Origin of the sequence: Rhodobacter aestuarii (genome assembly GCF_900156655.1) — a bacterium.
Classification (GTDB): Bacteria; Pseudomonadota; Alphaproteobacteria; order Rhodobacterales; family Rhodobacteraceae; genus Rhodobacter; species Rhodobacter aestuarii.
Genome location: NZ_FTOG01000001.1, coordinates 196574 through 222660, shown reverse-complemented (window position 1 = coordinate 222660; position 26087 = coordinate 196574). Strand labels below are relative to the sequence as shown.

The following is a 26087-nucleotide window of genomic DNA, read 5'->3' as shown; positions in this document are numbered from 1 at the left end:
GCCTGTTTTCTGATTTGCATTTGCTGAGGTCAAAGACCCAAAGCCACTTTCACCGCATCCGCACCGGGCGCGCCCTCAAGCGTGGTGACACCCTCAAGCCAAGGGTCCATCGCTTCCGGATGCGCCTTCAACCACGCGGTTGCCGCCACTTTAGAATCCGTCCCGTCAAGGATTTCGCCCATCAGCGCGTTTTCCATCTCAAGTTCGAACTGCATCTGCGTAAAGAGCTTCGCTGCATTCGGGCAGGCCTCAGACCAACCTTTGCGGGCCAGCGTATAGACCTGTGCCCCGCCGTAATCGGGGCCGAAATAGGCATCCCCGCCCGAAAGATAGGTCAATTCATGCGCGGTGTTCATCGGATGCGGTGCCCACGCAAGGAAAACGATGCCCTCGCCTGCTTTTTCGGCACGCTCCACCTGCGCCAGCATCGCCTGTTCGCCCGATTCCACCAAAGACCAGCCCGAAAGCCCGAAGTCATTGGTGTCGATCATCTTCTGGATGCTGGCATTGGCCGGCGCCCCGGATTCGATGCCGTAAATCTTGTGATCAAACGCATCCCCATGCGCGGCCAGATCGGCGAAATCCGCAACACCTTGCGCGGCCATATAGCTTGGAACAGCAAGGGTGAATTTGGCCCCGGCAAGGTTTTGGCCCAGAACCTCGATCGCGTCTGCTGCCGTCAGATCATCAATGAAATGCTGCTGCGCAGGCATCCAGTTGCCCAAGAACACATCAAGATCGCCGGTTTTCATCGCCTCATAGCCGATTGGCACCGAAAGCGTGCGCACCTCGGGCGCATAGCCCAGCGACTCAGTCACCACGCTGGCCACGCCGTTGGTGGCAGTGATGTCGGTCCAACCCGGATCAGAGAGCCGGATCGCCGCGCAAGAGAGTTCATCGGCATGGGCAAGGCCGGTAAGCGCACACAGCACAGAGGCGGCCGCAAGGCCGTGCGCATGGAATTTCATGGTCATTGGGGTTCCCTGTTGGCTATTTATGACGTTAAGAAAATGGAGGATGTGCGACCTTGTGAAGCATGGTTTTCTTCATGCCTGCCATAAAGGGCTTTTATAGATCATGCGGCCAGTTGACGTTGGATGGATACGGGTTTTTGTCGAGGTGGCGGCGCGCGGAAGCCTATCGGAGGCGGCGCGGCAGCTTAGCCTCACGCAACCGGCTGTCAGCTACCAAATGCGCCGCGCCGAGGAAGAGTTAGGCGTGCCGCTTTTGCGCCGGGTACATCGCGGCACAGAACTGACCGAGGCGGGGCGCCGCTTGGCCGAAATTCTCACCCCGGCGGTGGCACAGGTCGATATGCTGGCGCGGGAGTTGCGTCAAAATCCGGCCAAGCGGGTGCTGCGGCTTTACACCGATTTCGCCTTTTCTGCGCTCTGGCTCATTCCCCGGATGCATCGGTTTCGAGAACGGTTCCCCGATCTGGAATTGCAGGTCATTGCCACCCAGCACACCGCACTGCGTGATCTTGGCCCCGGCGATACGGCGGTTATTTTTGGCGCGCTCGCCCAAATCGAAGGCCCGTGTGAATTGTTGCTGAGCGAATGCGTGGTCCCTGTCTGCACACCTGCCTTTGCCGAGGCCCATGGCACGGCGCTTGAGCGTGCCCCATTGATCCATCTTGATAGCACCCTCGCCCCGGCCAAATGGTTCGACTGGACGCGCTATCTGTCGGAAACGGGCAAAACGCGGCCAGATGCGCAAGAACGCGGGCTTCATTTCAACACCTATTCGCTGGTGATCGAGGCAACGCTCGCGGGCCAAGGTGTGGCCTTGGGTTGGCGCGGGCTGATCGACTCGATGCTAAGCCGCAAGATGCTGGTGGAAGCCGGAGCCTCGCTCACCAATGCCGATCAAGGCTATCTGCTGGTGCAGCACGGCCCGCATGACCCTGCCGCAGCACATTTGCGAACGTTTTTGCTTGAGGAAAGCGCCCGTTAAATCGCCCCGATCAAGACCCTTTATGAGAGGGCATAGCGGTTTTTCGGCATCCGCTCCGCCACAAAGGTCTCGGGGCTGGCGCGGGTCCAGCGATCCAACCAGACCTGCAAATCGGGATGATCTGAGCCATCGACCAAGAACCCCTCCGGCAGGTCTTCAAAGACTTCATTGCCGTCTAGGAACTCATTGTTCTTGCTACGGAACATGAAATGATAAGGCAGGAATTGCGACGGATGCGACAGCCCTGCCGCCCCCACCAATTCGCCCAAAGCATGCAACGTATTTTTGTGAAACCGCGTCACACGGGCGGTTTTATCACCCACATCCAGCGCCAACATCCGCTTGGGGTCTTGCGTCGCAATGCCCGCCGGGCAGCGGTTGGTATGGCACGACTGCGCCTGAATGCAGCCAATCGCAAACATATAGCCGCGCGCGGAATTGCACCAATCCGCGCCCAAGGCCATGGCGCGCGCAATATCATAGGCCGAGACGATCTTGCCCGCTGCCCCAATGCGGATGCGCCGCCGCAGCCCCGCCCCGCGCAGGGTGTTATGGACGAAATGCAACCCCTCCAGCATCGGCATGCCGACCCGGTTCACAAACTCAAGCGGCGCCGCCCCGGTGCCGCCTTCTTTGCCATCGACCACAATGAAATCGGGCGCGATATCGGTCGCCAGCATGGCTTTGACCAAACACATAAACTCCCGCCGATGGCCAATGCACAGCTTGAACCCCACCGGTTTACCGCCAGAGAGTTCGCGCAATTGCGCGATAAAGCCCATAAATTCGCGGGGGCTGGAAAAGGCCGAATGCGCGGCGGGCGAGACACAATCTCGGTCCATCGGAATGCCGCGCGCCTCGGCAATTTCGGGGCTGATTTTTGAGGCTGGCAGCATCCCGCCATGGCCGGGCTTTGCGCCTTGGCTCAGTTTCACCTCGATCATTTTGATCTGCGGATCGCGCGCTTGGGCGGCGAATTTCTCGGCTGAAAAGCTGCCATCCTCATTGCGGCACCCAAAATAGCCCGAGGCGATTTGATAGATCAGATCGCCGCCGCCTTCGCGGTGATAGCGGCTAATGCCCCCCTCGCCCGTGTCATGGGCAAAACCGCCCGCCTTCGCCCCGCGATTGAGTGCGGAAATCGCATTGGCCGACAGCGCCCCAAAGCTCATGGCCGAGATGTTGTAGATCGAGGCTTCATAGGGCTGCGTGCAATCCGGCCCACCAATCGTCACCCGGAAATTGCTATCCTTGATCGTTTTCGGCACGATCGAATGGGTGAGCCAGTTGAAACCAGAGGCATAGACGGATTCCACCGTCCCAAAGGGGCGTTTATCTTCCACCCCCTTCGCGCGCTGATAGACTAGGCCGCGAATTTCCCGGCTGAACGGCACCTCGTCGCGGTCGGATTCAAAGAAATACTGCCGAAACTCCGGCCCGACGCTTTCGATCATGTAGCGCAAATGGCCGATGATCGGGTAGTTGCGCAAAATCGCATGGCGCGGCTGGCGCAGGTCATAGACCCCAAGCGCGCTGAAGCCAGCCGCGAGCAAAAACACCAAAAGCACCCAAGCCGACCCAGTGAACAGCAAGGTCACCGCAGAGAGCAGGGTCAGCAAAAGCGCAGCGGCAAAGGGAATATAGCGGGCGTTGAGGCGCAGGTTGGTCATGGTAGGCGCGCGGCTCCCGTTTAGCGGTTGAAACGGCTCACCCCATTGGAACCACGGCTTTGGGTTCGAAACAAGCACAGAGCGTGGCAAGATCAGCCTTGAGAGAGCAAGATCACCCCGCCAATCAACACCGCGCAACCAATCAGCCGCCAGCGCCCCACGGTTTCGCGCAAGATCAGCATCCCCATCAAAGCGCCCACCATCATCGACATTTCGCGCATTGGCGCCACAAGGCTCAGCGGCGCGCCTTGGGTGAGCGCAGTCAGCACCAAAATGTAAGACAGCGGCGACAAAATCCCCACGCCCAGCGCCGTGATCCAATGCCCACGCATCGCAGCGCGCGCCCGCGCGGGGTTCGCAAGCACCATTGGCAACAGCATGAGAACCCGCAGCAGGTTCGACACCCAATCGAGCACAACAGGCGCAATGCCCAGCATCTTCACCGCCATAGCATCTGTCACCGTGTAGCTGGCGATAAAGCCGCCCGTCGCCAGGCCCCAGCGCACGCCCGCTTGCCCCTCGGGGCGGCGAAAGGCGGCGATGTTGCCTTGCGTGGCAATCAGGACAATGCCGCCCACCACAGCGATCAGCCCCGCCACACCCGCGCTGGTTGGGGGCTCGCGAAAGACCACAAAGGCGGCAAGGGTGGACAGCATCGGCCCGGTGCCGCGCGCCACGGGATACACGACAGAAAGATCGGCCCGCTGATAGCCGCGCTGTAAGCACAGGTTATAGCCCAGATGCAGCACCGAACTGGCGAGCAAAACGCCCGCCCCCATCCAACTGAGCGCGAAGCCACCGTGCCAAATCAGCCAAACCACCCAGGGCGTATAGATCACCCAAGCAATCAAACTAAAGGCCAGCACAAAAACCGGCCCCGCCGAGGCCGCGCGTTTGGCAAGCAAGTTCCAACTGGCATGGAGAAACGAGGCCAGAACAACCAACAGCAATGAGGCAAGCGTCATAGAGACCCCCTTTTGCGCCCGCCCTTGCGGCGATGGCGCGGTTGATCTCGACGTCTCCTCCCCTGGGCTTTTGTCCCTTGGGTGCAGCCGGGAACACCCCGGTCTCTGCAACGCTCGGTCCAGCGGCACTGTGCCCGGAACCCTAGTTGCCACTCAGTCGATAAGCGGAGCCTATGCGGGAAGAGCCGATGAGGGCAACTTCATTCTCAGAATGCGGACCCCGCAAGCCACTCCCAAAGGGGATGATGCGTCAATTCGCGCGGGAATAACCGTGGATCAGCCCAGCCTCTCGGCCCCGCGCTCTAGTGACAAATCGTCGAAAATCGGTATAAATTCAAATTCAACCTGAAGGCGAACTTATCTAAGCTATTGAAGCGCAAAGGTGGTGCGCGATTCCATCCAAATAGATGTTTCGGAGATGCGGTTCTATGCCTTGGCTTGGGTGCGAGCCTGTGTAGCCTAGGACGCAGATCAATCGATCAGACGCACAGGATATGAATGTTTCAAACGCCAGCAACGGTACATAATACGATTGGCCTGCTGGGACGCGGCGGGAAATACCTGCGCGGGGCGGTGGGATTGACCGCACTTCGCTTTGCCTCGGTCGGGATGGGCCTGATCGTAACAGCGCTTCTTTCGCGCGGGCTCGGTGTCACGGAATTCGGGATTTTCGCTTTTGCGATCAGTGTCGCCACGCTCTTGGCGCTCCCGCTTACAGGTGGCCTTCCTACCTTATTGATGCGCGAGATCGCCATTGCGGAGGCAAAAAATACACCCACCGTAAGCGCTGGCCTGACCCAGTGGGGGTATCGTTTGATGGGCTTGGTGAGCCTCACCTTGGCTCTTTTGGCGGCGGCAGCGTGGTGGCTTGGGCGAAAAACCGGTCTTTGGCCTTGGGACCCAAAGGAAAGTATCGTTGTCGCCTTGGTTATTTTGCTGGTCCCTGCGCTCAGTTGGCAGCAGGTGCAGCGTGGCATCCTATCAGGGCATCAAAAGGTCGTATTGGGCGGGCTCGGCGAGCAATTGTTCCGACCGACACTGATGGTATTTTTGGTGATCACGCTCGGTGCATGGGTCTGGCCTTACGGCGCGCTGGGGGTTCTTGGGCTACAACTGAGCGCGACCTTAGCTGCCATCTTGATGAGCTTTGCACTGATGCGGCGCAACCTGCCTGCGCGCATCAATACCGGTGAGGAAATCCATAATCGCGAATGGCTTCCTTGATGGTCGCGCCGGGACCGCGTTCCACGTGCTTCAGGGGTTTTGGTATCGGTATCTTGTCGATACCAAGCTCTATGAGGTGGAGCTTTACATGCGCGAAAACGCGGTCGATGCGGTGACCGCGATCCGCGATGTCCTCAATATCGACCTGGAAACCTCCGGCGATGCGGTCCCAAAAGCCGCGTGCTGAACACGCACCGAGGCAGTGAAGACTGTTCGTCGCCGGCGGCGCCAGACCAACTTTCGACCGCACACTACCCCTCAAGTGCCCCGGAAACGACGCTTGAGAACGACTCAATTAGATCCGCCCAGAAGGTTTCCGAAATCGCGCCCTCTTCCGCACATGCGACCCAGACGGTTTGCGCCCAATGATCCGCGACAGACCTAAGCCCTTCAAAGTCCACAAAGTCGCTCTCAACCCCGCTTTCGGCCAGACTGGTTTCGAAAAAGACGAAGAAATCCTCGGCCATCGCATCAAGAACGAGGCTGGTGTCGCCAATCACCGGGTGGGCGGCCTCGTCATATACCGGCTTGATCCCAGTGCCGCCGGGCGGGTCTGTGTCGCCCACCGGGCGGGCGAGATTTTGCCAAGTTTCGCTTGGCCCCGGCCAAAACGGAACATCGCCCTCAGGCACATCCCCAATCGCCAACAGCCCGGTTTCGAGCGCGTCGACCACCAAACTCTCAAGCGCGGCCTCGCCCAAGCCTTCCTCGGCGGCATAGGCGGCAATTTGTGCCCCGATTTCAGCATTCCAAGCCTCAGCGGCCCCCAAATCCTCAGGCGCCACAAGCGCCTCGGCAACGCCGCCCCCCAGTGCCAGCGAAAGCTCGGCACTCGCCATGGCTTGTGCCGCAGCTTTTGCTGCATCATCACTTAGGTCGAAATCCGCGAAACGGGCCAAGGCCGTTTCCGTCAGCGCCCCGACCAAGTCGACACGCACGGTTTCGGCCAGCGCCAAGGCGGCCTCTTTTTGGTCCATGAAATCAACGCTCATCATTCGCGCCCTTATGCTTGAGGTCATTGGAAAATCTTCCAGCACGACCGCGATAGCTGCGGCAAAGCAGGGAAAGTCTGTGGTGCAAGTTCTTTGCAACACCAACGGCATTCAACCTACGCGCGAAGCCCCTTGAGAACAACAAAGAACACAGAATGAGCGGTTATGCCTCAATCAGTAAGGCGCATCATCACCCTGACTCTCACCACAGCCAGGGTGAATCCTGTTCTCAATCCACTGTCGAGACGGACCGATTTCATCGGCTCAAGCGGCGTGACTTTCGGCGGAAACCGCGCCTTCAAGCCCGGTTGAGCCATAGAGCCAATCGACGATGTCATACCAGTTTTCAGGCGTTTTCGAACTCATGACTGCGTTGCGCAGCGCCGCGTGGGCCCCCGCGGGGTGGTAGACATGCTGGCCAATTTCGCGCGACTGGAGTTGCACCCGTGCGGTGCGCAAGGCGCGCAGGCGTTGGTATTCGGCGAAGGCCGCATCCAACCCGGCGTGATGATCTAGGCAATGCGCCAGCGCCACGGCATCTTCCATCGCCATACAGGCCCCTTGCGCGAAATATTGCAGCATCGGATGCGCAGCATCGCCCAAAAGCACCACCCGCCCGTCGATCCAGTTTGTCACCGGGTCACGGTCGCACAGCACCCAGCGCTTCCAATTCTGGCCGCGGTCGATGATCTGGCGTGCCACGGGCGCGACATGGGCAAAACCAGTGCGCACCTCGTCATGGTCCACCGGCACGGCGGCCTCTGGGCTTGGCGCATCATTGTGATAAGTGACGACAAGGTTGAACATCTTCCAGCCCTTGAGCGGATAATGCACGATATGGCACTTTGGCCCGGCCCAAAGCGTCGCTGCGTTCCAGCGCAGATCTTCGGGCATGTCATCGGTCGGGATCACCGAACGATAGGTGGTGTGGCCCGAAACGCGCGGCGCGCCATCGCCCACCAGCTTTTGGCGCACCTTGGACCAAAGCCCATCTGCCCCGATCAGAGCCGCACCGCGCAGCCGCTCGCCAGAGGCCAGCGTTGCCGTGACGCTTGTGGTATCTTGGTCGTAATCCACCACCTCCGCTGCGGTGCGCAAAGTCACCAGTGGATGCGCCTCGCAAGCGTGCAGAAAGGCGGCGTGCAAATCGCTCCGGTGGATCACCGCATAGGGGTTGCGAAAGCGGGTGCGAAACGCTTCATCGAGCGGGATGCGGGTGATCTCGCTGCCCGAAATCGCATCCATCAGCCGTAGATTATCAATATAGACGGCAAGCGACCGGGCCGCATCGCCCACGCCCAGATAATCAAACGCGTGAAAGGCATTTGGGCCAAGCTGAATGCCCGCACCAATTTCGCCAAGCTGATGCGCCTTTTCCAGCACCAGCGTGGCAATGCCCTTTTGCGCAAGGCCAATGGCGGCGGCCAAGCCGCCAATGCCGCCCCCGGCGATCAAAATGGGAAGGTCTTTGGTCATGGCAAGTCTCCTCCTGTGGCCGCGACGGGTCGGGCCCTGATGATGATGGGATGGGTGGTGCGAGGATGGCCCGCCTTAAAACGGGTGGACCATCCAAGGCAAAAAGATCGTCGCAAGGATCACAAAGACCGCCGCGCCGACATAGGGCAGCACCAAGCGCGAAAGCCGCATGATCGTGACCTTGGAAAGCGCGGCCGCGATATAAAGCCCCGTACCGACAGGCGGAGTCAGCAGCCCCAGCACCAAGGTGAGCGAGATCATCACGCCAAACTGGATCGGGTCGATCCCATATTGACCAACGGCAACCGGCAAAAGGATCGGCGTGAGGATGATCAGCGCCGCGATCCCGTCGAGGAACATCCCGACAGCGGTCAGCGCCAGCATGATCAACAGCATGAAGATCGTCGGATCATCGGACTGCCCCGTGATAAAGGCCGCCACCGCTTGGGGCACCTGATTATAGGTCAGAACCCAGCCAAAGACCTTGGCGGTCATGATCAAAAACAACACGATGGCCGAGTTGGACACGGTGCGATCAAGAATTTTCGGGATCGCGCGCAGCGGCAATTCCCGAAACACGAGCGCGCCAAAGACAAGCGCCAAAACAATCGCCGCTGCCGCACTTTCGGTGGGGGTAAAGACGCCAGCGGTGATGCCGCCCACGATGCTGAGCGGGATCAGCATCGTTACGAGCCCCGGCAAGGTGGCCTTCCAGCGCGACACAGGCACCTGCCCCGCCTCTGCGGGCGGCGGCACATGGTTGCGCCCCGCCTGCCACAACGCGATGCCGATCATCAGAACGAAAAGGGTGATCCCCGGCACGATCCCCGCAGTGAACATATCGGCAATCGAAACCTGCGCGATCACCCCATAGATGATGAACACCATCGAGGGCGGGATGATCGGCCCCAAAAGCCCGGCCGAGGCCGTGAGCGCCGCCGCATAGCCGCGATCGTAACCATCACGCTCCATTTCCGGCACCACGACGCGGCTCATCACTGCCATCTGTGCCGTCGCAGAGCCCATGATTGCCGCCAGTGCAAGGTTGGAGATCAGGTTCACGATCACAAGGTTATGCGGCAAGCGCGTCAGCCAGACCCGCACCGCCAAGATAATCCTCCGGGTCAGGCCACTTTCATTCATGATCTCGCCCAACAAAACGAAAAGCGGGATCGCGAGCAGATCGAAATTTTCCACCGAGCCAAAGGCGATCTGCGGGATCGCGTTCAAGATCGGTGTGTTGCCTGTAAAAGCCACGAAAGCCAGCGTCGCCCCAATCAGCACGAAAGCAATGGGCATTCCGGTGAGCATAAGTGCCAGAAAAACAGCCCCGGTCATGCGGATGCCCCCCGCAAGACCGCGACTGCCGTGCTCAGATGCGCCAAAACATGCACCAGCGCCGTCAGGCAGAAGATCGGAAAGATCCAAAAGAAAGGAGCCTTCGCCCAGCCTGTGGTGATCACCTGCTCAAACCCCACCGAGGGCGAGGTGACCCAGCCAAGCCCCGCTTGCAGCAACAGCGCCAGCATGATCGCGATCAGCGCCCAGATCTGCAGATCGACCCACATTTGCACCCGACGCGGCAGCATATTGAGCAAAAGCGTGACGCCAATCTGGGCCTTGTCGCGGATCGAAATCGACACCGCGACAAGGGTCAGCCAAACAAGCAAAATCGCCGCCAATTCTTCGGCAAAGACAAGGGGCCGCCCCGCGAGATAGCGCATCGCCACATTCACGGCGATAAGCCCCACGAACAGCACCACAAGCCCGCGGCTGGCCCAGCGTTCTAACTGGACCAGCACGTCAGAAAGCGTGCCAAAGAGGCTCACTTGCCTTGCTCCGCGGCAACTTCGGCCTGAAACTGCGCGATCAGCGGATATTGCGCGAAGCTTTGCCCCACGGCGTCGTTGGCTGCGGCAAAAACCGCGGCACCGTCGGCCAGATGCACGATCTCAAGCTTGCCTTCGAGGGCTGCCAAATTGGCCTTTTCGGCCTCCACCTGCTGATCCGCGCCCCAAGCAAGCGCTTCGTCCACCACTGCGGTGAAAGCCGCCTGCTCTTCGGGCGAGAGGCTCATCCAAGTCGGGTTTGAGACCATCATCACCGATGGGAAGGCCATGTGATTGGTAACCGTCAGCCCCTTTGCCACCTCGTCAAATTTCAGCCCAACAAGCGCATCAAGGTCGATGTCGATCCCATCCAACAGCCCAGTTTGCAAGGCTTGATAGACTTCGGTCAGGTTAACAGGTGTCGGCACCGCATCAATTGCCCCCCACCAAACTTTCATCGCCGGAAAGGGCACGATGCGAATTTTCTGACCGCTCAGATCCGCAACCGACTGGGCTGCGGCGTCCTTCATCAGGATTTGGCGCATCCCGGCAAACGTATAGCCCATGCCATGCAGGCTCGCGGCTTGAAGCTCATCAAGCATGGCTTGCGCGGCGGGAAGGCTTGACGCCTGCACCGCTTCGCCCACATCGGCGAAAAGATAGGGTGTGAACCAGCCCTGCATCGACGGGGCACGCAGGCTCGTGATGGCGGCGGTCATCAGACCAGCATCCAAAAGCCCCGCTGACATTTGCTGAAACATCTCCTGTTCCGAGCCAAGCTGCCCGGCAGGAAAGACAGCGAGCGTCAGACCGCCCTCGGTCGCTTCGGGCAGTTTTTCCGCAATGCGATTGGCCACCTTGGTCCAGACATGGCTTGGCGGCGTGATCACCCCCATGCGCAATTCACGCGCCTGCGCGCCAAGCGCGACCGTGCTCATCAACGCGGCCAAAATTGTGGCGCGGCTTGCTTTGGCAAATGTCATAGCTCTCCTCCCTGTATGACGGCCTGCGGAGCGAGGGGCTCTCCCTAATCCTCTCGGTCCGGCTGATTTTTTGGATGGGCCTGTGCAAAGGCCGGCAGCGCTTCGCAGGCGCTGGAAATACGGTTGATGCGCTGCAAATCGGCGATATCGACACCAAAGCGCGCCGCAGAAAAGACCTGTGGCACAAGGCAGATATCGGCAAGGCTCGGGTGATCGCCAAAGCAAAACGGGTGCTCGGGGCCTTGCTCTAAAAGCGCCTCACATGCGGCCAATCCATCGCGAATCCAACGCCCACACCAAGCATCGAGCGCGGCCTGATCGGCCTCAAAATTGGCTTTGAGATAGTCCAGCACGCGCAGATTTTGTAGCGGATGCACATCGCAAGCGATCACCTGTGCAAAGGCACGGACCTGTGCGCGCAGGTTCGGATCCTCGGGCATAAGCTTCGGGCCGGGCTGCGTTTCATCAAGCCATTCGATGATGGCGAGCGATTGCGTCAGCCGGAAATCCCCCTCTTGCACCACCGGCACCAAAGCCTGCGGATTCAGGGCCCGAAACGCCGGAGTTTTCTGCTGCCCGCCGTCTTTGCGCAGATGCACCGAAGTGAAGTCCGTTTTCACGCCCTTCAGGTTCAAGGCGATCCGCAACCGATAGGCACTTGATGAGCGGAAATAGCCATGAACCTTGATCATGTTGCCGCTCCGATCACCAGTTCCACGGGGGTAAGCCCGTCGATACCGCCCTTGATTTCATCGCCCGCGACAACGGCACCCACGCCTGCTGGTGTGCCGGTCATAATCAAATCGCCCGGCGCAAGGTGATAGTAGTGGGACAAATGGGAGACGATCTCTTCGACCTTCCAGATCAGATCGTCGAGCTTCGCATCTTGCCGGATTTCGTCATTGACGGTGAGATGAATCCGTTGGCCACCAATCGGCCCGACGGCGGCGGCCTTTGTGATTGGGGCGAAAACGGCCGATTGTTCGACATCTTTGCCCAAATCCCACGGCCGCTGTTTCGCCCGTGCCTCAAGCTGCAAATCACGCCGCGTCATATCGAGCCCGCAGGCATAGCCATAAATCGCACCCGCTGCGGCGGCTTTGTCGCCTTTGAAAAGGGGCGCCCCGATGGCGATCACCAGTTCCATTTCATAATGGAAATTCTCGGTCCCCGGCGGATAGGGGATGGTTGCCCCCGAAGCCGTGGTGGTGAGCGCGGATTTGGTGAAGTAAAACGGGGCCTCGCGGTCCACCGCCACGCCCATCTCGGCGGCATGGGCGGCATAATTGCGCCCCACACAGAAGATCCGATGCACCGGATAGGCGGCGCCTTCACCCAAAACCGGCACAGTGGGCCATTCGGGAGACGGGAACAGGTTGGTCATCGTGGTATCCTTTCAATGCTCGGGCAGGCCTTGGGCCTGAAGATCCTTGGGCAGGTCGCGCAGCCTTGCGCCATTGGCGAGATCAAGCGCCCCAAGCCAAAGCACCTCGGCGCGCAATTTCGGTGTTTGCGCGATCCCGACCGCCCCGGTGGAAAGCTGGACCGTTTCGGCCCAAGCATCCGCAGGCAGATCGCGCCACACCACTTCCAGATGCACCGCGGCATGGGCAAAGAGATGGCGCAGAGCACGCGGCGGCAAGGTTTCGGCCAGTTCTAGCGCGGCGAGATCGGTCTCGGCCCAATCCTCGGGTCTCTGCCCGCTGGCGGCCTCAAGCAGTTGTGCAATCTCGCGCGCCTGTAGCGCCACCGAAGCCACCACCCGCGCCCGGCTCCAGCCCGCGCGCGCTGAGGCTTGCCCCAATGCCCCATCTTCGAGACCATTGAGCCGCCGCGCGAAATAGGCCGTGCCAAGCCGGGCCAGTTCCAAGGCGCGCGCGGGAGCCGTGGCCGCCTGATAACGCGCACCTGTCCCTTGCCGCGCGATCAACGCGGCGCGGGCCATGTCCAAATCGCCCGCCATGATCAAGTGGTTTCTTCAATCAAGCTGCGGTCAAAATTCAACCGCTCCATGATCGGCGCATCCGAGAAGCGAAAGAGATCCAGCATCGTCTCGGCCTGAAGCGACCATGCGATCCAAGAGGGGATCACGAAAATATCGCCCTTTTCAAGCTGATGCGTTACCCCGCCCATAGCGACCGCACCACGCCCTTCAAAGACTTGGAACACCGTCGAGCCCACATCGCGCCGGGTCGGCGTTTCGATGCCCGGACGCAGGCGATGGAACTCGGCCCGGATCGTTGGCATCACATCACCGCCGGTGGTCGGGTTCACATATCGCACCGCCGCATGGCCTTGCTCCACCGTCGCCGGATGCCCCTCTTCTTCCAAAAGCAACTGCTGGCTCAGCGCGGCATCGGTATAGTCCCAACGGTAGGCCCCAATCGGCGACGAGACCGTATTGGCAAGCTGCGAAAGCGGGCGCAGCCCCGGATGACACCAAAGCCGCTCGCCCCGTGAATATTGCGGCGTGGCATAATCGGTCACCCGATCCGAGCCAAATTCGAAGAACCCCACATCATTTTGGAATGAAAACGGAATATCGAGCCCGTCGATCCAAGCCATCGGCTGATCGGTCTCATTGTGATGGCCGTGGAAGTTCCACCCCGGAGTGAGCAGAAAATCGCCGCGCGACATCCGCACCGGATCACCATTGACCACCGTCCAGACCCCCTCGCCCTCCACCACGAAGCGGAACGCATTTTGCGAATGGCGATGTTCCGGCGCGGTCTCTTTCGGGCCAAGATATTGGATCGCGCACCAGAGGGTTGGCGAAATATAGGCTTCCCCGCCCAGCCCCGGATTGGCGAGCCCAATGGCGCGCCGCTCCCCGCCCCGGCCCACCGGCACAAGCTCTCCCGAAGCCTGTGCGAGCGGATAAAGATCGGCCCATTTCCACAGATGGGCCTGCGCTTTTGGGCGTGGATGGCGCGGCATCAGATCCCCAAGCTGGGTCCAAAGCGGGTTCAGATGCTGTGTTTTGAAATCAGAATAAAGCTGACGCAGCGCCGGACTTTCCGCCGGCTGCATGGCGTTTTGCATCGTCGGTCCTCCCTAAACCAAGACGATTCGATATTTGTAAGTATGCTAATTATAAGTATACGTGTCAATAATGATGAATCTCAGTCATCGTATTTGTCTCGCATCAGCCCGTGCTTGAGCCGCACAACCCCATGCCGTAAAAGGAAAAGATGGAAACGATCAAAACCCTGCCCGGCCACCTGATCCGCCGCATGCAACAGCAGGCGGTGGCGACCTTTACGGCAGAAACGCAGGCAGCGGGGTTCGACCTGACACCGGTGCAATTTGCGGCGCTGGCCACACTTGAGCGCAAACCGGGGATCGAGCAGGCCACCTTGGCGGCCGCAATTGCCTATGACAGGGTGACGATCGGCGGCGTGGTTGCGCGGCTCGAAGCGCGCGGGCTGGTTGAACGCAGCGTGTCAAAAACCGACCGACGCGCCCGCAACCTACAGCTCACCGACCGCGGGGCAGCGCTTTTGCGCACGGTTTGGCCCGCAGTACGGCGGGCACAAGATCAGATGCTCGACAATCTTGATGCGGCGGAGCGCACGCAACTGATCGCGCTTTTAACCAAAGCAATCCACCGCGACGACGCCTCGTAAGATCGGCACCGTCGCGGTTTTGTCAAAGGATCACAGGCCAAACCGCCCGTGTCGCATGGGGTCAGGAAAGCATGACCGTTTCTGGGGCACGTTCCACCGCGACACCTCGCCCGCCTTTTGAAGACGTGGGCAGATGCTGCGCCGCCAGACGGCGGATTTCCGCAGGATCGTGGGCGTGATCGGCCATCATCGCCATGCGATGCCACAAGGCTGTTTGGAGCAGCCGCGCAGAGAGCTGGGCAAATTCCCACGCCTGTGCCCCAGGATCTGACGCAATCAGCAATTCGGATCGCATCTCCCGCCACTGCGCGAGCTTTTGCATGACCTCAGGAACCTCTGGCGCCAAGTCACGCACCAGTTCTGCGAAAGCGGTGGCCGCAGCCCCACCCTTCCATCGCAACAACCGCCCCGCCAAGGCACCGGCATGGACGCCATTCGCGCCCTCGTAAATCGAGGTGATGCGGGCATCACGCCACGTTTGCGACACGCGATATTCGGTCAGATAGCCATAGCCCCCGAGGATCTGGATGCCGAGATCGGCCGCCTCGATCCCAGCCTCGGTCGCGGCAATTTTGACAAGCGGCGTCAAGAACTCAAGCAATTCGGGTCGGGTGCCACGCGCCATTTCGACCAGCGCCAACTGGCACATGGCCCGGCTGGACAGTTCAAGCGCCCGTTGTCGGTCCAACATGCGGCGCACATCGGCATGATCTACCAGCCGCGCGGGGCTGCCATCGGGGCAGCGGCCCTGCTGGCGTTCCAACGCATGTGCCATGGCGATCCGATGCGCCCGCGCCGCATGGGCCACGCCCTGCAAGGCCACGTCCAACCGCGCATGGTTCATCAGCGTAAACATGGAGGTAAGCCCCGCCCCCTCTTCCCCAATCAATTCCGCTTCCGTTTTGTCAAACACCATATGGCAGGTCGGAGAGGCATGCAGGCCAAGCTTTTCCTCAAGCCGGGCCACCGCGATCCCATTCGCCCCAAAGGCCCCGCCAGAGCGCGCAAGAAACAGCGATAATCCCTTCACCCCCGCCTCGGCCGAACCCGTACGGGCCAAGATCAGATGCAGGATGCTCTCAGACATATCCTGCCCCCCGCCCGAGATGAAAATCTTCTCCCCAGTGATCCGCCAGCCCTCCCCCTCCCGCTTGGCGCGGGTGCGGATGGCCGAAAGGTCTGATCCTGCGCCGGGTTCGGTCAGGCACATCGTCGCCAGCGCTGCACCTGAAGCGAGATCGGGCAGATGCTTGGCCTGCTGCGCCTCTGATCCGAAACGCAGCAACACGCGCGCGGCCCCCGGCACAAGGCCCGTCACCATTTCGAGCGCATGACAGGCCCCCGCAAAAATCTCTGACACAGCGCCGCTGAGGGGCGCGGGCGCCGCCTGCCCGCCCAGCGCCTCTGGCAAAGACAGAGCGTGCCAGCCTTGGTCCACGTAATTGGCGTAGACATGGCCAAAGCCATCGGGCATGCGCACCTGCCCCGCCTCCAGGCGGCACCCTTGCGCATCGCCGAGCGCATCGAGCGGCGCGATCTCGCCTTGCGCAAAAGCGGCGAAATGATCGAGCACAGCTTGCGCAAGATCGCCATCCCACTCGGGCAATTGCGGCGCGCCCGCCACCTCTAGCGCGAAAAGAATATCTTCCACCGGAGCTGAAAACGAGGTCATGGCGCGGCCCCCAGCAGTTTGAGCGCATTATCCTTGAGGATGCGGGGCCGGACATCATCGCGAAAGCCCGCCTTTTCAAAAGCATCAAGCCATTTTTCGGGCGCGATCATCGGCCAGTCAGAGCCAAAAAGCATCCGATCCTTCAAAAGCGTGTTAGCATAACGCACAAGGATTTCCGGGAAATACTTCGGCGACCAACCGGAAAGATCAATCCAAACATTGGGCTTATGGGTTGCCACCGAAAGCGCCTCTTCCTGCCACGGGAAAGAGGGATGCGCCAAGATGATCGGCATATCAGGGAAATCGACCGCCACATCGTCGATATACATCGGGTTGGAGTATTTCAGCCGCATCCCATTGCCGCCGCGCATCCCAGAGCCAACGCCGGTCTGCCCAGTATGGAACAGCGCGGGCTTGCCGGTTTCGGCAATCGCCTCGTAAAGCGGATAGGCCAAGCGATCATTGGGAAAGAAGCCCTGCATCGTTGGATGGAATTTGAAACCCTGCACGCCGAACTCTTCCACCAGCCGACGGGCTTCGCGCGCCCCAAGCTTGCCCTTATGCGGGTCAATCGAGGCAAAGGGGATCAGCACGTCAGAATGCTCTGCCGCCAGTTCGGCCACCTCTTCATTGCAATATCGCCGATAGCCGGTCTCGCGTTCGGCATCGACGGGGAAGATCACCGCAGCGATGTTTTGCGCACGATAATGCGTGGCGGTTTGCGGGATCGTGGGCGGGTGGTTCCAAGGCGCACCAAAGTATTGCGCCATCGAAGATTGCAGATCGTCATAGCCATCATCATCGTGGCAGCCACAGGGCTCTTCGGCATGGGTATGAAAGTCGATCGCGCGGATATTGGTAAAATCGAGCATGTCAGCCTCACACCCGGATCAGACCGGGATCTTCGTTGTCATAAAGCCGCTCCAGCAGATCGGCGCGGCGGGTGATGATCTTGCGCACATTGAGCGAGCCCTTGTCGGTCACCTCACCATCCTTGAGCGAGGGCGGCTCGGCCAAGATCAGGGCGCGTGAAATGCGCTTGGCCGACCCCGTCGCCTTTCGGGCCATTTCGCGCATCACGGCCTCGATCTCGATTTGCAAAACCGGGTCGATGACCGCCCCTTCCGAGGTGTTGTCGCCATGAACATGATCGGGCTTGGGGAAGATAAAGAGCCCGATCTCACCCCGGTCATGGCCGCAAATCACGACATCCTGCACAAGGTCGCGCAGCTGTTCGAGCGCCTCCATCCGCAGCCGCCCCGCTTGCACCCACGTGCCCGTGGTCAGTTTGAAATCTTCTGACACGCGTCCATCGAAGACGAGCCCGCGCTCGGGGTGCTGTGGATCGACAAAGCGCACCGCATCGCCGGTGACAAAGAACCCTTCATCATCGAAAGCGGCGGCAGAGCGTTCGGCATCTTCGAAATAGCCGGGCATGATATTGGGGCCCCGCACGCGAATCTCGCAGCGCAGATCCGGGTCGGGCAAGAGCTTCACCTCGACCCCTGGCAAGGGCACACCAATCAGGCCCGAGCGCGTGACCGGCTCATGCAGCATGACGCAAGCGGGGGCGGTTTCGGTCAGGCCCCAGCTTGAAATCATCAACGGCACACGCCCGCTCACCTCGCGTGCGAAGTCTTCCAACCGGGTCCAGACTTCTTGCCGCAACGACGCGCCCGCGTAGAAAATCAGATCAAGGTCTTGGAAAAACGCCTCACGCAGGGCTTTGTCTTGCTCCATCTCATGCACCAGCATGGAATAGCCAACCGGCACATTGAAGGACATCGTGCCCATCCGCTCGCGGATATTGGCAAGCGTGGTCGGCAAGCCAGCAGAGGTGGGTTTGCCGTGATCAATGCAAAGCGTGCCGCCATTGGCCAGCATCATGTTGAGATTGTGCGATCCGCCAAAAACATGGTTCCACGGCAGCCAATCCAGAATGCGCGGCGGGCGGGTCTTCAAGAACGGCAAGACCGAGGCAATCTGGGCCTGATTGGCGCACATCATCCGCTGTGTGGTCAAAACCCCCTTCGGATCGGAAGACGACCCCGAGGTAAAAAGGATCTTGGCCACCGTGTCCGGTCCAACCTTTGAATGGGCGATATCAAGGCCAATATCCGGCTCCGCCGACAGTAGATCGGCAAAGGGGGTGACGGCCCGCCCCGCGCCTTCGGTTTGGGAGGCGACGATCTCAACCCCATCCAGATCGGGCAGCGCCAAGGCCGCGGCGAAGGTTTTTGCATTTTCCACAAAGGCCATCGCCGGGCGCACCTTGCGCAAGACATAGCTCAGCCGCGAATGGGCCTCGGGGATCAGGGAATATTGCTCGGCCACCGGCACAACCGGCACGCCCACATATTGCGCCCCAAAGGCGATCAGCGCGTGGTCGATGCCATTGCCGGATAGGATCACGATCGGGGTTTTCGCATCAAGCCCACGCGCCAAGAGCGCCGCACCAATCGCCCGGACATGCGCCAAGACCTGCGCATAGGTCAGTTCGCGCCATCCCGCGCCCGCGCGTTCCGACAAAAACACCCGGTCCGGCGTCACGGCGGCCCAGCGGTGCAGCCAATCCCCGGTTGAGGCCACCGACGGGTCCAGCGGATGCGCGGAACGCAAGATCATCGCGCCATCGTCGCGGTACTCGAGCCGGACACTATGTGGCAGATGGGCGTCAGAGAGCGTGCAGTTCTGAGTGACGATATTCATGTCGTTTCTCCGGGTTCTGCGAGGGGGGCGGTCTCGATGCGGTTGAGCAGGTCTTTGAGCAAAGTCCGCTCTTGCGGGCTCAGGCCCGCGAGAATGAGATTGTCATGGTCTTCGACCATTTGGCGCGCACGCGCCCAAAGCTTGCGGCCCTTCAAGGTCAGTCGCAAAGCGTAAGAGCGGCGATCGCCTTCCACCTTGTTGCGGGTGATCAGATCGGCGGCTTCCAGATCATCAACGATCAGCACCACGCCCGAGCGCTCGATATGCAGCGCTTGGCCCAGCATGGTCTGGGTGATGTCCGGGTTATCGACAATCACCGCCAAGGCAGAAAAGGTGGCTGGGCGCAGGCCCAGCCCCTCCAGCACAGGGCGCAGCCCGGCATCGATGGTTAGATAGGCGCGCTTCATATTGTAGCCCATGAACCTGCGCAGGTTCGCATCCTTCAGCGCGGGGGCCGAGGCGGGGCTTGTTTTGATGCGTTTCATTCAGCGGTCCTTTCAGTTCATAATCTGCACGAGCCAGTAGCTCAGCCCCGGGAAAGCCACCAAAAGGGCAATCCGGCTGAACTCTGACACGATGAAGGGGGTGGTTCCGCGGAAGATCTGGCCCAAAGAAATCTCGCGCGACATGGCGCGAATGACGAAAAGGTTCATGCCAACAGGGGGCGTGATCATGCCCAATTCCACCACCACGAGCGTCAGAATACCGAACCAGATCGCCTGCGCCTCGGGCGTCAGCCCAAAATCGAGCGACATCACGGTCGGAAAGAAGACCGGCACCGTGAGCAAAATCATCGACAGGCTGTCCATCACGCAGCCCATCACAAGATAAAAGACGATCATCAGCATAAGCACGGTCATCGCACCGAGCCCCATCGCCCCCACCCAATCTGCAAGCGCCACCGGCATGCGCGACAAGGTCAGCGCGACGTTGAACAGATCGGCGCCAAAGACGATGGCGAAGATCATCGCGGAAGAAACAGCCGTGTCGATCAGGCAGTCGAGCAGCACCTTGGGGCCAAGCGAGCGTGTCAGAACGCCGGCCAAAGCGATCACCACCACCCCGACCGAAGCGCCCTCGGCAGGGGTAAAAAGCCCGCCATAGATACCACCCAGCACACCGCCGAAAATTGCCACCACATACCACACGCCCGCCAAGGCCCGCAGCCGGGTCTTGAACGAGGCACGCGCGTGGCGCGGGCCTTCCTCGGGGAAAAGTCGCACCCAGACCATGATCGCCAGCGTGAAGCCGATCACCGCCAATGTGCCCGGGATCGTCGCGGCCAAAAACAGTTTGACGATGTTTTGCTGGGTCAGCATCGCATAGATGATCAACACCACCGAAGGTGGGATCAGAATGCCAAGCGTGCCCCCTGCGGCAAGCGAACCGGCCGCCAGCGCCCCCGAATAGCCGCTGCGGCTCATTTCGGGCAAAGCCACCCGTGCCATGGTTGAAGCTGTCGCCAGCGAGGAACCCGAGATCGAACCGAACATCGCACAGCCCGCGACCGAAGCCATGGCCAGCCCGCCGCGATAATGCCCAATCCAAGCGTTTGAGGCGGCAAAGATACGTGCCGAAATGCCCGTGCGCGTGGCGATATTCCCCATCAGGATGAAAAGCGGCACGATGGCGAGCTCATAGGACATGAACTTGTCCGGCCAAGCCGATGAAAGATAACTCAAAAGCGCGGGCGCGCTAGAGAGCGCCATATAGCCAGCCGCGCCAATTCCACCCATCGCAAGCGCCACCGGCGCACGCAAGAAGACGGCTGTCAGCATCGCGGCAATCATCACCAGCGCGATCAGGGTCTGATCCATCACGCGCACTCCGTTTGCGGCTCGCGCCCGCGCAGCAGGCAAAGCGCGCTATCAAAAGCCACAAGCGCCGACAGCCCGGTGCCAAAGATGGCGGGACAATAAACCCACCAGACCGGCACGCCCAAAAGCATGGTGCGATCGCCATAGGCGCGCATGTCCTCAAGCCCGAGGCAGAGCCGCCAGGCCACAACCGCCCAAAACAGCGCAAAGAGCAGCGTCCAAACGCCATCCAGCGACAAACGCGCGCGGCGAGGCAACCAGCCTGTGAACAGATCAACCATCACATGCCCGCGCCGCAACTGGCACAAAGGCAAAAACAGGCTGGCGCAGGCCGCGCTGGCGATCTCTGTCATCTCGAAATCGCCGCGCAAACCGCCAAGCCCCAGATTGCGCATCACGACCGAAGTCGTGACGCCGAGCGAAACGGCAAAAATTGCCGCCCCACCCAGTCCCGCCGATAGGGTGCAAAGCTGCCAAAGAGAGCGCCGCAAGGGCGGCGCCTGCACTTCATACATTGTGTCTGCCTGCGTCATGACGTGGACCCGTCCAAAAGCGCATTGGCACGCGCCATGATGGCGGGACCATCCAGCCCGGCTTGTTCAAGCTTGCGGGTCCAGTTTTCATGGATCGGCGCGGCAGCCTCGCGCCAGCGAGCAATCTCTTCTGCGGGGATCTCGTGGATAGCATTGCCCGCCGTGAGCACCGCTTGCCGCCCAACCTCCTCGGAGGTGTCGAAATTGCTGCCCATCCGGTCCGACAACACCGGCCCCGAGGCGGCATCAATCACGCCGCGCAGATCATCGGGCAGGCGTTCATAGACCCGCTCATTCATCACCAGCGCAAAGGTGTTGGTATAAAGCCCCCGCGCCCCGGAAGCGGCCGCCGAATGTTCATGCGTCAGCTCATGCAGTTTGAGTGCGGGAACAGCCTCATAGGGGAGACAGCAGCCGTCAATCACCCCGTTTGAAAGCCCCACGACCATTTCGGTCACCGGAAAGAACACGGGCTCCGCCCCAAGGCGCGCCAAGAGATCGCCCGTCGTCTTATTGGGGCTGCGCACCCGCAAGCCCTTCATATCCGACGCCCCCATAACTGCCGCTTTCGACATGTGAAACTTGCCCGCAGCATGGGTATGGAAAGCCAGCGGCTTCACGCCCCGATATTCGTTTTGACCAAATTCGCTCATCAAACTCTGCATCGCCGCAGAGGTTTGTTTGGCGCTCGTGGCCATGAAGGGCAAAGACAGGGTCTCGGCCACCAGATAGCGGTCGGGCGTATAGACGGTCAGCGTCCAAGCCATGTCGCAGGTGCCGCCCCGGACCTGATCGACCAATTGCGGCGGCTTGCCGCCAAGCTGCATCGAGGGAAAAATCTGCACCTCGATCCGCCCGTCCGAGGCCTCGGCCAGCTCTTTCGCCCAAGGTTCAAACACTTGGGTCTGGGTCGAGGTCATCGCGGGCATGAAATGGTGGAGCCGCAGCGTCACCTCCGCAGCGGCCGCGCGGCGGAGAAAGGCGGGCGTGGCCAATGCCGCGCCAAACGTCGCGAGCATCCCGCGACGGGTCATTCCCGTGGTCATGTTGTCCTCCCTTCAATGACGCCCGGCCCTCCCAAGCCGAGCGGTCGGTAGCCGTGCCCCTCCCCGAGGCCGGACCTACCTAAACTTCGGCGACCGTTTTTCGAGAAAGGCGCGCAACCCCTCTTCTGCATCAAGGCTTGTCTGCGAGACCGCAGCGCAAAGACTTTCGGCAAAAAGCCCGTCTTGGCGCGGCATATCGTCGATCCGCGAGAGCGCTTGGATCATCATGAAATTCGAAAGCTGGGCGTTTTCGGCAATGCGTTCGGCCAAGCGGCGCGCTTCGGCCAAAGCCTCTCCCTCACCAACCAGATAATGCGCAAGACCAAGCCGCAGCCCCTCTTCGGCGCTATAGCTGCGCCCCGTCAGCATCATTTCGCACATCCGGTCGGCCCCCAAAATCCGGCCTACCCGAACCGTGGCACCACCGCCGACAAAGATGCCCCGCCGCCCCTCGGGCAGCTGAAAGCGGGTCGAGGGTTCCGCCACCCGCACATGGGTCGCGGTCGCCAGTTCAAGCCCGCCGCCGATCACCGCGCCAAACAGTGCAGAAACCACCGGCACACCCGAGAACTGCACCATATCCATGACGCGATGCCAGTTGCGCGAATGGCGCATCGTTCCCTCGGCGTCGCGCTGAACATGCTCTGAAAGGTCCAGCCCGGAACAAAAATGGCCCTCGGTTCCGGTCAAGATGATCGCGCGTAAGCCCTTCGGCGGGGTCGCAAAAAACGCCTCAATCTCGGCCAAAAGCCCGTCGCACATCGCGTTGCGTTTGCCCGGGCGGTTCATCGTCAACGTGGCGATTGGCCCCTCAAGGGCGATGTCCAGAAGTGGGCGGGTCATGGGGCGGTTCATGGTCTGTCCTTCTTATGGGTGTTGAGGCTGCGGCCGGAAAACGGTCGCAAACGGCATTCAGCGCGCGGCAAGGCGCACTGCGCCATCAAGCCGGATCACCTCGCCATTGAGAAACGGATTTTCAACGATCTGCGTGACCAGGCGCGCAAATTCCTCTGGCGCGCCAAGGCGTTGCGGAAACGGGATGGATTCAGAGATCGCCGCGCGCGCCTCATCTGGCAGGCCTGCGGTCATCGCGGTTTCAAAAAGCCCCGGCGCGATGGACATGACGCGAATGCCAAGCCTGGCCAATTCTCGTGCGGCGGGCAAGGTCAGCGATGCCACCCCCCCTTTGGACGCGGCATAGGCCGCTTGACCGATCTGGCCATCTTGCCAAGCAACAGAGGCGGTCGTGATGATCACCCCGCGCGCGCCATCGCCCCCAACGGGATCAAGCGGGGCCATCGCCTGCGCCGCATGGCTCATGACGATATAGGTGCCAAGCAAATTGACCTTCAGCGTGCGCTCAAAAAGCGCGATCGGCAAAGCGCCGTCTCGCGGCAAAATCCGCGCAGCCGTGCCGATCCCAGCGCAATTCACAACGATCCTAGGGGCAGCTCCAAACGCCTTTGTCACTTCGGCGAAGGCGTCCGCAACACTCGACGAGGATGACACATCTGCCGTCAGCCCAACGCCGCCAATCTCGGCGGCCACGGCAGCGGCTTGTTCTTCGGATCGGTCCAAAACCGCGACCCGGCACCCTGAGGCGGCAAGCCGTTGCGCCGTCGCACGCCCAAGGCCGCTGCCTCCGCCCGTGACCAGTGCTGCTTCGAAACCTGCAAACATCGTCACCACCAAAACTGTTACAGTTAATAACAATAAGTATGCATCTCTTTATGTCAAGACACTTTGGGAAAAGCTTTCGCGCGGTGTTTTGCGGCAATCAGGGAAAGGGATGTCGTCTCAGCACGGCTCAAAAGGCATGGATGCTGTGGATCGAACTTCCCGCCGGCAGCACTGGTAGAGGGCCCGAGGCCGCACGCCTACGGCCTGCGCCCCGCACCATTGCGGCGGCCGATGCGCGCCAGTGCGATCACCGGCAAAATCCCGGCAGCGACAATGGCGAGCGCGGCGATCGCGCCATCTTCATAGGTGCCGCGCGCGGCCTCGCTGTAAAGATGGGTGGCCAGCGTCTCAACCCCCAGCGGGCGCAACAGCAGCGTCGCGGGAAGCTCCTTCATCGTATCGACAAAGACCAAAAGGGCGGCAGCCACAAGCGCGGGGCGCAAGAGCGGCAAATGCACATGCCTCAGGCTGGCTCCGGGCCCATCGCCAAGGCTGCGCGCGGCATGGTCCAGCGCGCGGGGGATTTGCGCAAACCCACTGTCGATCCCGCCCACGGACATGGCCAGAAACCGCACGACATACGCATAGACCAAGGCCGCGCCGGAGCCGATCAGCACAAGCCCGGTGCCAAAGCCCAAAAGCATCTGCGCGCCCTGATCAATCATCCGATCCAGCCCCGCAACAGGCACCAAAACGCCCAAGGCCACCACGGTCCCCGGCATCGCATAGCCAAGGCTCGCCAACCGGCCCAATGTCGCGGTGGTGCCCCCCGGCCATAGCCGCGCGGCAAAGGCCACGACCATGCCGCCCGCCAAAACCGCCGCCGTCGCCGCCGCAGCCAAGCCAAGCGTCGCGCGCATCTCGGCCCAAAGCTGTGGGGAAATGCCCGCCTCCCCGATGCGCCCAACCGCTTCTGACAACAGCCAAAAAAGCGGGGCGCCAAAGCCTAAAACCACGGGCAGTGCGCCAAGCGCCAGCGCCGCCCAACCGCGCAGACCCGTCAGCCGTTCCGGCAACAGCGGGCGTATCCGCTGCGCGCCCCCCGCAAAGCGCTGTTTGCGCCGCGCGAAGCGTTCGAGCGCCACCAAAGCGGCTACCACGACCAGCATCACCAGCGCGATCTGTGCCGCCCCCGGCAGGTCTGACCGCGTCACCCATGTGGTGTAGATCGAGACGGTGAGCGTGCGCACGCCCAGAAATTCAGAGGCGCCGATGTCATTGAGCGCTTCCATCAGCGCAAGGCTGGCGCCCACCGCGATGGCCGGGCGCGCCAGCGGCAAGGCAAGGCGCGCAAACAGGTGCGTGCGCGTGCAGCCCAGCATCCGCCCCGCCTCCAGAAGCCCCGCCGCTTGCATCGCAAACATCGCCCGCACCGGCAGATAGACGTAAGGATAAAGCACCAACCCCAGCAGCAAGATGGCCCCGGACATGGAGCGGATATCGGGCAGGCGAAAGTCGCGCGGGTTATCATAACCAAGAATCGCGCGCAGCAGCTCTTGCACCGGGCCAAGCGGATGCAGCAGTTCGAGATAGACAAAAGCGATGATGTAACTGGGCACGGCAAGCGGCAGCAAAAGCGCCCAATCCAGCACCTTGCGGCCCGGAAAGTCATGCGCCGCAACCAGCCATGCCAATGCCGTGCCCAGCACGATGACAATCAGGCCGACACCGAGCAATAAGACCGTGGTCTGCCCAAGCGCGGGCCGCAGAACATAGGCCCAAAGATGCGCCCAAAGCCCGTCAGAACCCTGAAGCGCTTGCCAGATAAGCGCCAGAACAGGGGCCAGAACCAAAGCCGCGACGAACCCGCTGCCCCAGACCCAATGGCGCCCGCCCCCCAGTGCGGGGCGGGATGTCCTGCGCGGGAGCAGGCTTTGCATCAGATCGGTCGCGGCCATGATCTGAACGG

General features: G+C 61.0%; 26 protein-coding genes. 4 read left to right on the top strand and 22 right to left on the bottom strand.

Going from position 1 to position 26087, the window contains the following annotated elements; translation table 11 throughout:
* Nucleotides 1-29: 29 nt before the first annotated feature.
* Nucleotides 30-974 carry a choline ABC transporter substrate-binding protein gene (choX, locus tag BW967_RS00970; RefSeq protein WP_076483170.1) on the bottom strand — a complete coding sequence of 315 codons (945 nt, stop codon included), beginning with the start codon at nt 972-974 and terminating at the stop codon, nt 30-32.
* A 103-nt stretch (nt 975-1077) separates the two neighbouring features.
* Here choX and BW967_RS00965 point away from each other — a divergent pair, with 103 nt between their 5' ends.
* Nucleotides 1078-1956, top strand: a complete 879-nt coding sequence (locus BW967_RS00965; protein WP_076483169.1) for a LysR family transcriptional regulator — start codon at nt 1078-1080, stop codon at nt 1954-1956.
* Between the two features lie 20 nt (nt 1957-1976).
* Here the strand turns inward: BW967_RS00965 and BW967_RS00960 are convergent, their stop codons facing one another.
* Together BW967_RS00960 and BW967_RS00955 are read right to left on the bottom strand one after the other, a co-directional pair.
* Nucleotides 1977-3626 carry an FMN-binding glutamate synthase family protein gene (locus tag BW967_RS00960; protein WP_076483168.1) on the bottom strand — a complete coding sequence of 550 codons (1650 nt, stop codon included), beginning with the start codon at nt 3624-3626 and terminating at the stop codon, nt 1977-1979.
* 92 nt (nt 3627-3718) lie between these two features.
* Entirely contained in the window at nt 3719-4591 is an 873-nt protein-coding gene (locus BW967_RS00955; protein ID WP_076483167.1) for an EamA family transporter, read from the bottom strand.
* Between the two features lie 498 nt (nt 4592-5089).
* Here BW967_RS00955 and BW967_RS00950 point away from each other — a divergent pair, with 498 nt between their 5' ends.
* Nucleotides 5090-5815: an oligosaccharide flippase family protein gene (locus tag BW967_RS00950; protein ID WP_076483166.1), complete on the top strand. Its 726-nt coding sequence runs from the start codon at nt 5090-5092 to the stop codon at nt 5813-5815.
* A gap of 25 nt (nt 5816-5840) precedes the next feature.
* Nucleotides 5841-6002, top strand: a complete 162-nt coding sequence (locus BW967_RS18640; protein ID WP_175610404.1) for a hypothetical protein — start codon at nt 5841-5843, stop codon at nt 6000-6002.
* A gap of 64 nt (nt 6003-6066) precedes the next feature.
* On the opposite strand, the gene BW967_RS00940 is transcribed toward BW967_RS18640, so the two are convergent.
* The 9 genes from BW967_RS00940 to BW967_RS00900 form a co-directional block, all read right to left on the bottom strand.
* Entirely contained in the window at nt 6067-6807 is a 741-nt protein-coding gene (locus BW967_RS00940) for a hypothetical protein (protein WP_139327775.1), read from the bottom strand.
* A 264-nt stretch (nt 6808-7071) separates the two neighbouring features.
* A complete protein-coding gene (locus tag BW967_RS00935) occupies nt 7072-8283 on the bottom strand; it encodes a 3-hydroxybenzoate 6-monooxygenase (RefSeq protein WP_076483163.1) in 1212 nt (403 codons plus the stop codon).
* 75 nt (nt 8284-8358) lie between these two features.
* Nucleotides 8359-9621: a TRAP transporter large permease gene (locus BW967_RS00930; RefSeq protein ID WP_076483162.1), complete on the bottom strand. Its 1263-nt coding sequence runs from the start codon at nt 9619-9621 to the stop codon at nt 8359-8361.
* Nucleotides 9618-10112, bottom strand: coding sequence for a TRAP transporter small permease (locus tag BW967_RS00925; protein ID WP_076483161.1), 495 nt, complete (start codon nt 10110-10112; stop codon nt 9618-9620). The genes BW967_RS00930 and BW967_RS00925 overlap by 4 nt, the downstream gene beginning before the upstream one ends.
* Entirely contained in the window at nt 10109-11095 is a 987-nt protein-coding gene (locus tag BW967_RS00920; RefSeq protein WP_076483160.1) for a TRAP transporter substrate-binding protein, read from the bottom strand. The genes BW967_RS00925 and BW967_RS00920 overlap by 4 nt, the downstream gene beginning before the upstream one ends.
* A gap of 44 nt (nt 11096-11139) precedes the next feature.
* Nucleotides 11140-11787, bottom strand: coding sequence for a maleylacetoacetate isomerase (gene maiA, locus BW967_RS00915; protein WP_217696363.1), 648 nt, complete (start codon nt 11785-11787; stop codon nt 11140-11142).
* Nucleotides 11784-12479, bottom strand: coding sequence for a fumarylacetoacetate hydrolase family protein (locus BW967_RS00910; RefSeq protein ID WP_076483159.1), 696 nt, complete (start codon nt 12477-12479; stop codon nt 11784-11786). Before BW967_RS00910 ends, maiA begins: the two co-directional genes overlap by 4 nt.
* Before the next feature lie 12 nt (nt 12480-12491).
* Entirely contained in the window at nt 12492-13058 is a 567-nt protein-coding gene (locus BW967_RS00905) for a maleylpyruvate isomerase N-terminal domain-containing protein (RefSeq protein ID WP_076483158.1), read from the bottom strand.
* A 2-nt stretch (nt 13059-13060) separates the two neighbouring features.
* A complete protein-coding gene (locus BW967_RS00900; protein ID WP_076483157.1) occupies nt 13061-14137 on the bottom strand; it encodes a cupin domain-containing protein in 1077 nt (358 codons plus the stop codon).
* A 149-nt stretch (nt 14138-14286) separates the two neighbouring features.
* Between BW967_RS00900 and BW967_RS00895 the strand changes: the two genes are divergently transcribed.
* Entirely contained in the window at nt 14287-14721 is a 435-nt protein-coding gene (locus BW967_RS00895) for a MarR family winged helix-turn-helix transcriptional regulator (RefSeq protein ID WP_076483156.1), read from the top strand.
* A 61-nt stretch (nt 14722-14782) separates the two neighbouring features.
* Here the strand turns inward: BW967_RS00895 and BW967_RS00890 are convergent, their stop codons facing one another.
* The 10 genes from BW967_RS00890 to BW967_RS00845 form a co-directional block, all read right to left on the bottom strand.
* Nucleotides 14783-16393 carry an acyl-CoA dehydrogenase family protein gene (locus BW967_RS00890; RefSeq protein ID WP_076483155.1) on the bottom strand — a complete coding sequence of 537 codons (1611 nt, stop codon included), beginning with the start codon at nt 16391-16393 and terminating at the stop codon, nt 14783-14785.
* Nucleotides 16390-17265, bottom strand: a complete 876-nt coding sequence (locus BW967_RS00885) for an amidohydrolase family protein (RefSeq protein ID WP_076483154.1) — start codon at nt 17263-17265, stop codon at nt 16390-16392. Before BW967_RS00885 ends, BW967_RS00890 begins: the two co-directional genes overlap by 4 nt.
* 7 nt (nt 17266-17272) lie before the next feature.
* Nucleotides 17273-19102 carry a feruloyl-CoA synthase gene (locus tag BW967_RS00880; protein WP_076483153.1) on the bottom strand — a complete coding sequence of 610 codons (1830 nt, stop codon included), beginning with the start codon at nt 19100-19102 and terminating at the stop codon, nt 17273-17275.
* Nucleotides 19099-19587: a MarR family winged helix-turn-helix transcriptional regulator gene (locus BW967_RS00875; protein WP_076483152.1), complete on the bottom strand. Its 489-nt coding sequence runs from the start codon at nt 19585-19587 to the stop codon at nt 19099-19101. Before BW967_RS00875 ends, BW967_RS00880 begins: the two co-directional genes overlap by 4 nt.
* 12 nt (nt 19588-19599) lie before the next feature.
* Nucleotides 19600-20919: a TRAP transporter large permease gene (locus tag BW967_RS00870; RefSeq protein WP_076483151.1), complete on the bottom strand. Its 1320-nt coding sequence runs from the start codon at nt 20917-20919 to the stop codon at nt 19600-19602.
* Nucleotides 20919-21452, bottom strand: coding sequence for a TRAP transporter small permease (locus BW967_RS00865; protein WP_076483150.1), 534 nt, complete (start codon nt 21450-21452; stop codon nt 20919-20921). The genes BW967_RS00870 and BW967_RS00865 overlap by 1 nt, the downstream gene beginning before the upstream one ends.
* On the bottom strand, nt 21449-22498 hold the full coding sequence (locus BW967_RS00860; protein ID WP_245826404.1) for a TRAP transporter substrate-binding protein: 1050 nt from the start codon (nt 22496-22498) through the stop codon (nt 21449-21451). The genes BW967_RS00865 and BW967_RS00860 overlap by 4 nt, the downstream gene beginning before the upstream one ends.
* Nucleotides 22499-22573: 75 nt before the next feature.
* Nucleotides 22574-23353: a crotonase/enoyl-CoA hydratase family protein gene (locus BW967_RS00855; protein WP_245826402.1), complete on the bottom strand. Its 780-nt coding sequence runs from the start codon at nt 23351-23353 to the stop codon at nt 22574-22576.
* A 57-nt stretch (nt 23354-23410) separates the two neighbouring features.
* Nucleotides 23411-24178 (bottom strand): SDR family NAD(P)-dependent oxidoreductase, encoded by a 768-nt coding sequence (locus BW967_RS00850; RefSeq protein ID WP_076483556.1) that lies wholly within the window; start codon nt 24176-24178, stop codon nt 23411-23413.
* Nucleotides 24179-24375: 197 nt separating this feature from the next.
* The gene (locus BW967_RS00845) at nt 24376-26076 is read right to left on the bottom strand and encodes an ABC transporter permease (RefSeq protein ID WP_076483149.1); all 1701 of its coding nucleotides are present in this window, start codon (nt 26074-26076) and stop codon (nt 24376-24378) included.
* Nucleotides 26077-26087: the final 11 nt, after the last annotated feature.

What these genes read in the sequence shown, in the direction of transcription:
- choX (WP_076483170.1), bottom strand. Translation starts at nt 974, where the DNA reads ATGACCATGAAATTCCATGCGCACGGCCTTGCGGCCGCCTCTGTGCTG.
- BW967_RS00965 (WP_076483169.1), top strand. Translation starts at nt 1,078, where the DNA reads ATGCGGCCAGTTGACGTTGGATGGATACGGGTTTTTGTCGAGGTGGCG.
- BW967_RS00960 (WP_076483168.1), bottom strand. Translation starts at nt 3,626, where the DNA reads ATGACCAACCTGCGCCTCAACGCCCGCTATATTCCCTTTGCCGCTGCG.
- BW967_RS00955 (WP_076483167.1), bottom strand. Translation starts at nt 4,591, where the DNA reads ATGACGCTTGCCTCATTGCTGTTGGTTGTTCTGGCCTCGTTTCTCCAT.
- BW967_RS00950 (WP_076483166.1), top strand. Translation starts at nt 5,090, where the DNA reads ATGTTTCAAACGCCAGCAACGGTACATAATACGATTGGCCTGCTGGGA.
- BW967_RS00940 (WP_139327775.1), bottom strand. Translation starts at nt 6,807, where the DNA reads ATGAGCGTTGATTTCATGGACCAAAAAGAGGCCGCCTTGGCGCTGGCC.
- BW967_RS00935 (WP_076483163.1), bottom strand. Translation starts at nt 8,283, where the DNA reads ATGACCAAAGACCTTCCCATTTTGATCGCCGGGGGCGGCATTGGCGGC.
- BW967_RS00930 (WP_076483162.1), bottom strand. Translation starts at nt 9,621, where the DNA reads ATGACCGGGGCTGTTTTTCTGGCACTTATGCTCACCGGAATGCCCATT.
- BW967_RS00920 (WP_076483160.1), bottom strand. Translation starts at nt 11,095, where the DNA reads ATGACATTTGCCAAAGCAAGCCGCGCCACAATTTTGGCCGCGTTGATG.
- maiA (WP_217696363.1), bottom strand. Translation starts at nt 11,787, where the DNA reads ATGATCAAGGTTCATGGCTATTTCCGCTCATCAAGTGCCTATCGGTTG.
- BW967_RS00910 (WP_076483159.1), bottom strand. Translation starts at nt 12,479, where the DNA reads ATGACCAACCTGTTCCCGTCTCCCGAATGGCCCACTGTGCCGGTTTTG.
- BW967_RS00905 (WP_076483158.1), bottom strand. Translation starts at nt 13,058, where the DNA reads ATGGCGGGCGATTTGGACATGGCCCGCGCCGCGTTGATCGCGCGGCAA.
- BW967_RS00900 (WP_076483157.1), bottom strand. Translation starts at nt 14,137, where the DNA reads ATGCAAAACGCCATGCAGCCGGCGGAAAGTCCGGCGCTGCGTCAGCTT.
- BW967_RS00895 (WP_076483156.1), top strand. Translation starts at nt 14,287, where the DNA reads ATGGAAACGATCAAAACCCTGCCCGGCCACCTGATCCGCCGCATGCAA.
- BW967_RS00890 (WP_076483155.1), bottom strand. Translation starts at nt 16,393, where the DNA reads ATGACCTCGTTTTCAGCTCCGGTGGAAGATATTCTTTTCGCGCTAGAG.
- BW967_RS00885 (WP_076483154.1), bottom strand. Translation starts at nt 17,265, where the DNA reads ATGCTCGATTTTACCAATATCCGCGCGATCGACTTTCATACCCATGCC.
- BW967_RS00880 (WP_076483153.1), bottom strand. Translation starts at nt 19,102, where the DNA reads ATGAATATCGTCACTCAGAACTGCACGCTCTCTGACGCCCATCTGCCA.
- BW967_RS00875 (WP_076483152.1), bottom strand. Translation starts at nt 19,587, where the DNA reads ATGAAACGCATCAAAACAAGCCCCGCCTCGGCCCCCGCGCTGAAGGAT.
- BW967_RS00870 (WP_076483151.1), bottom strand. Translation starts at nt 20,919, where the DNA reads ATGGATCAGACCCTGATCGCGCTGGTGATGATTGCCGCGATGCTGACA.
- BW967_RS00865 (WP_076483150.1), bottom strand. Translation starts at nt 21,452, where the DNA reads ATGACGCAGGCAGACACAATGTATGAAGTGCAGGCGCCGCCCTTGCGG.
- BW967_RS00860 (WP_245826404.1), bottom strand. Translation starts at nt 22,498, where the DNA reads ATGACCACGGGAATGACCCGTCGCGGGATGCTCGCGACGTTTGGCGCG.
- BW967_RS00855 (WP_245826402.1), bottom strand. Translation starts at nt 23,353, where the DNA reads ATGAACCGCCCCATGACCCGCCCACTTCTGGACATCGCCCTTGAGGGG.
- BW967_RS00850 (WP_076483556.1), bottom strand. Translation starts at nt 24,178, where the DNA reads ATGTTTGCAGGTTTCGAAGCAGCACTGGTCACGGGCGGAGGCAGCGGC.
- BW967_RS00845 (WP_076483149.1), bottom strand. Translation starts at nt 26,076, where the DNA reads ATGGCCGCGACCGATCTGATGCAAAGCCTGCTCCCGCGCAGGACATCC.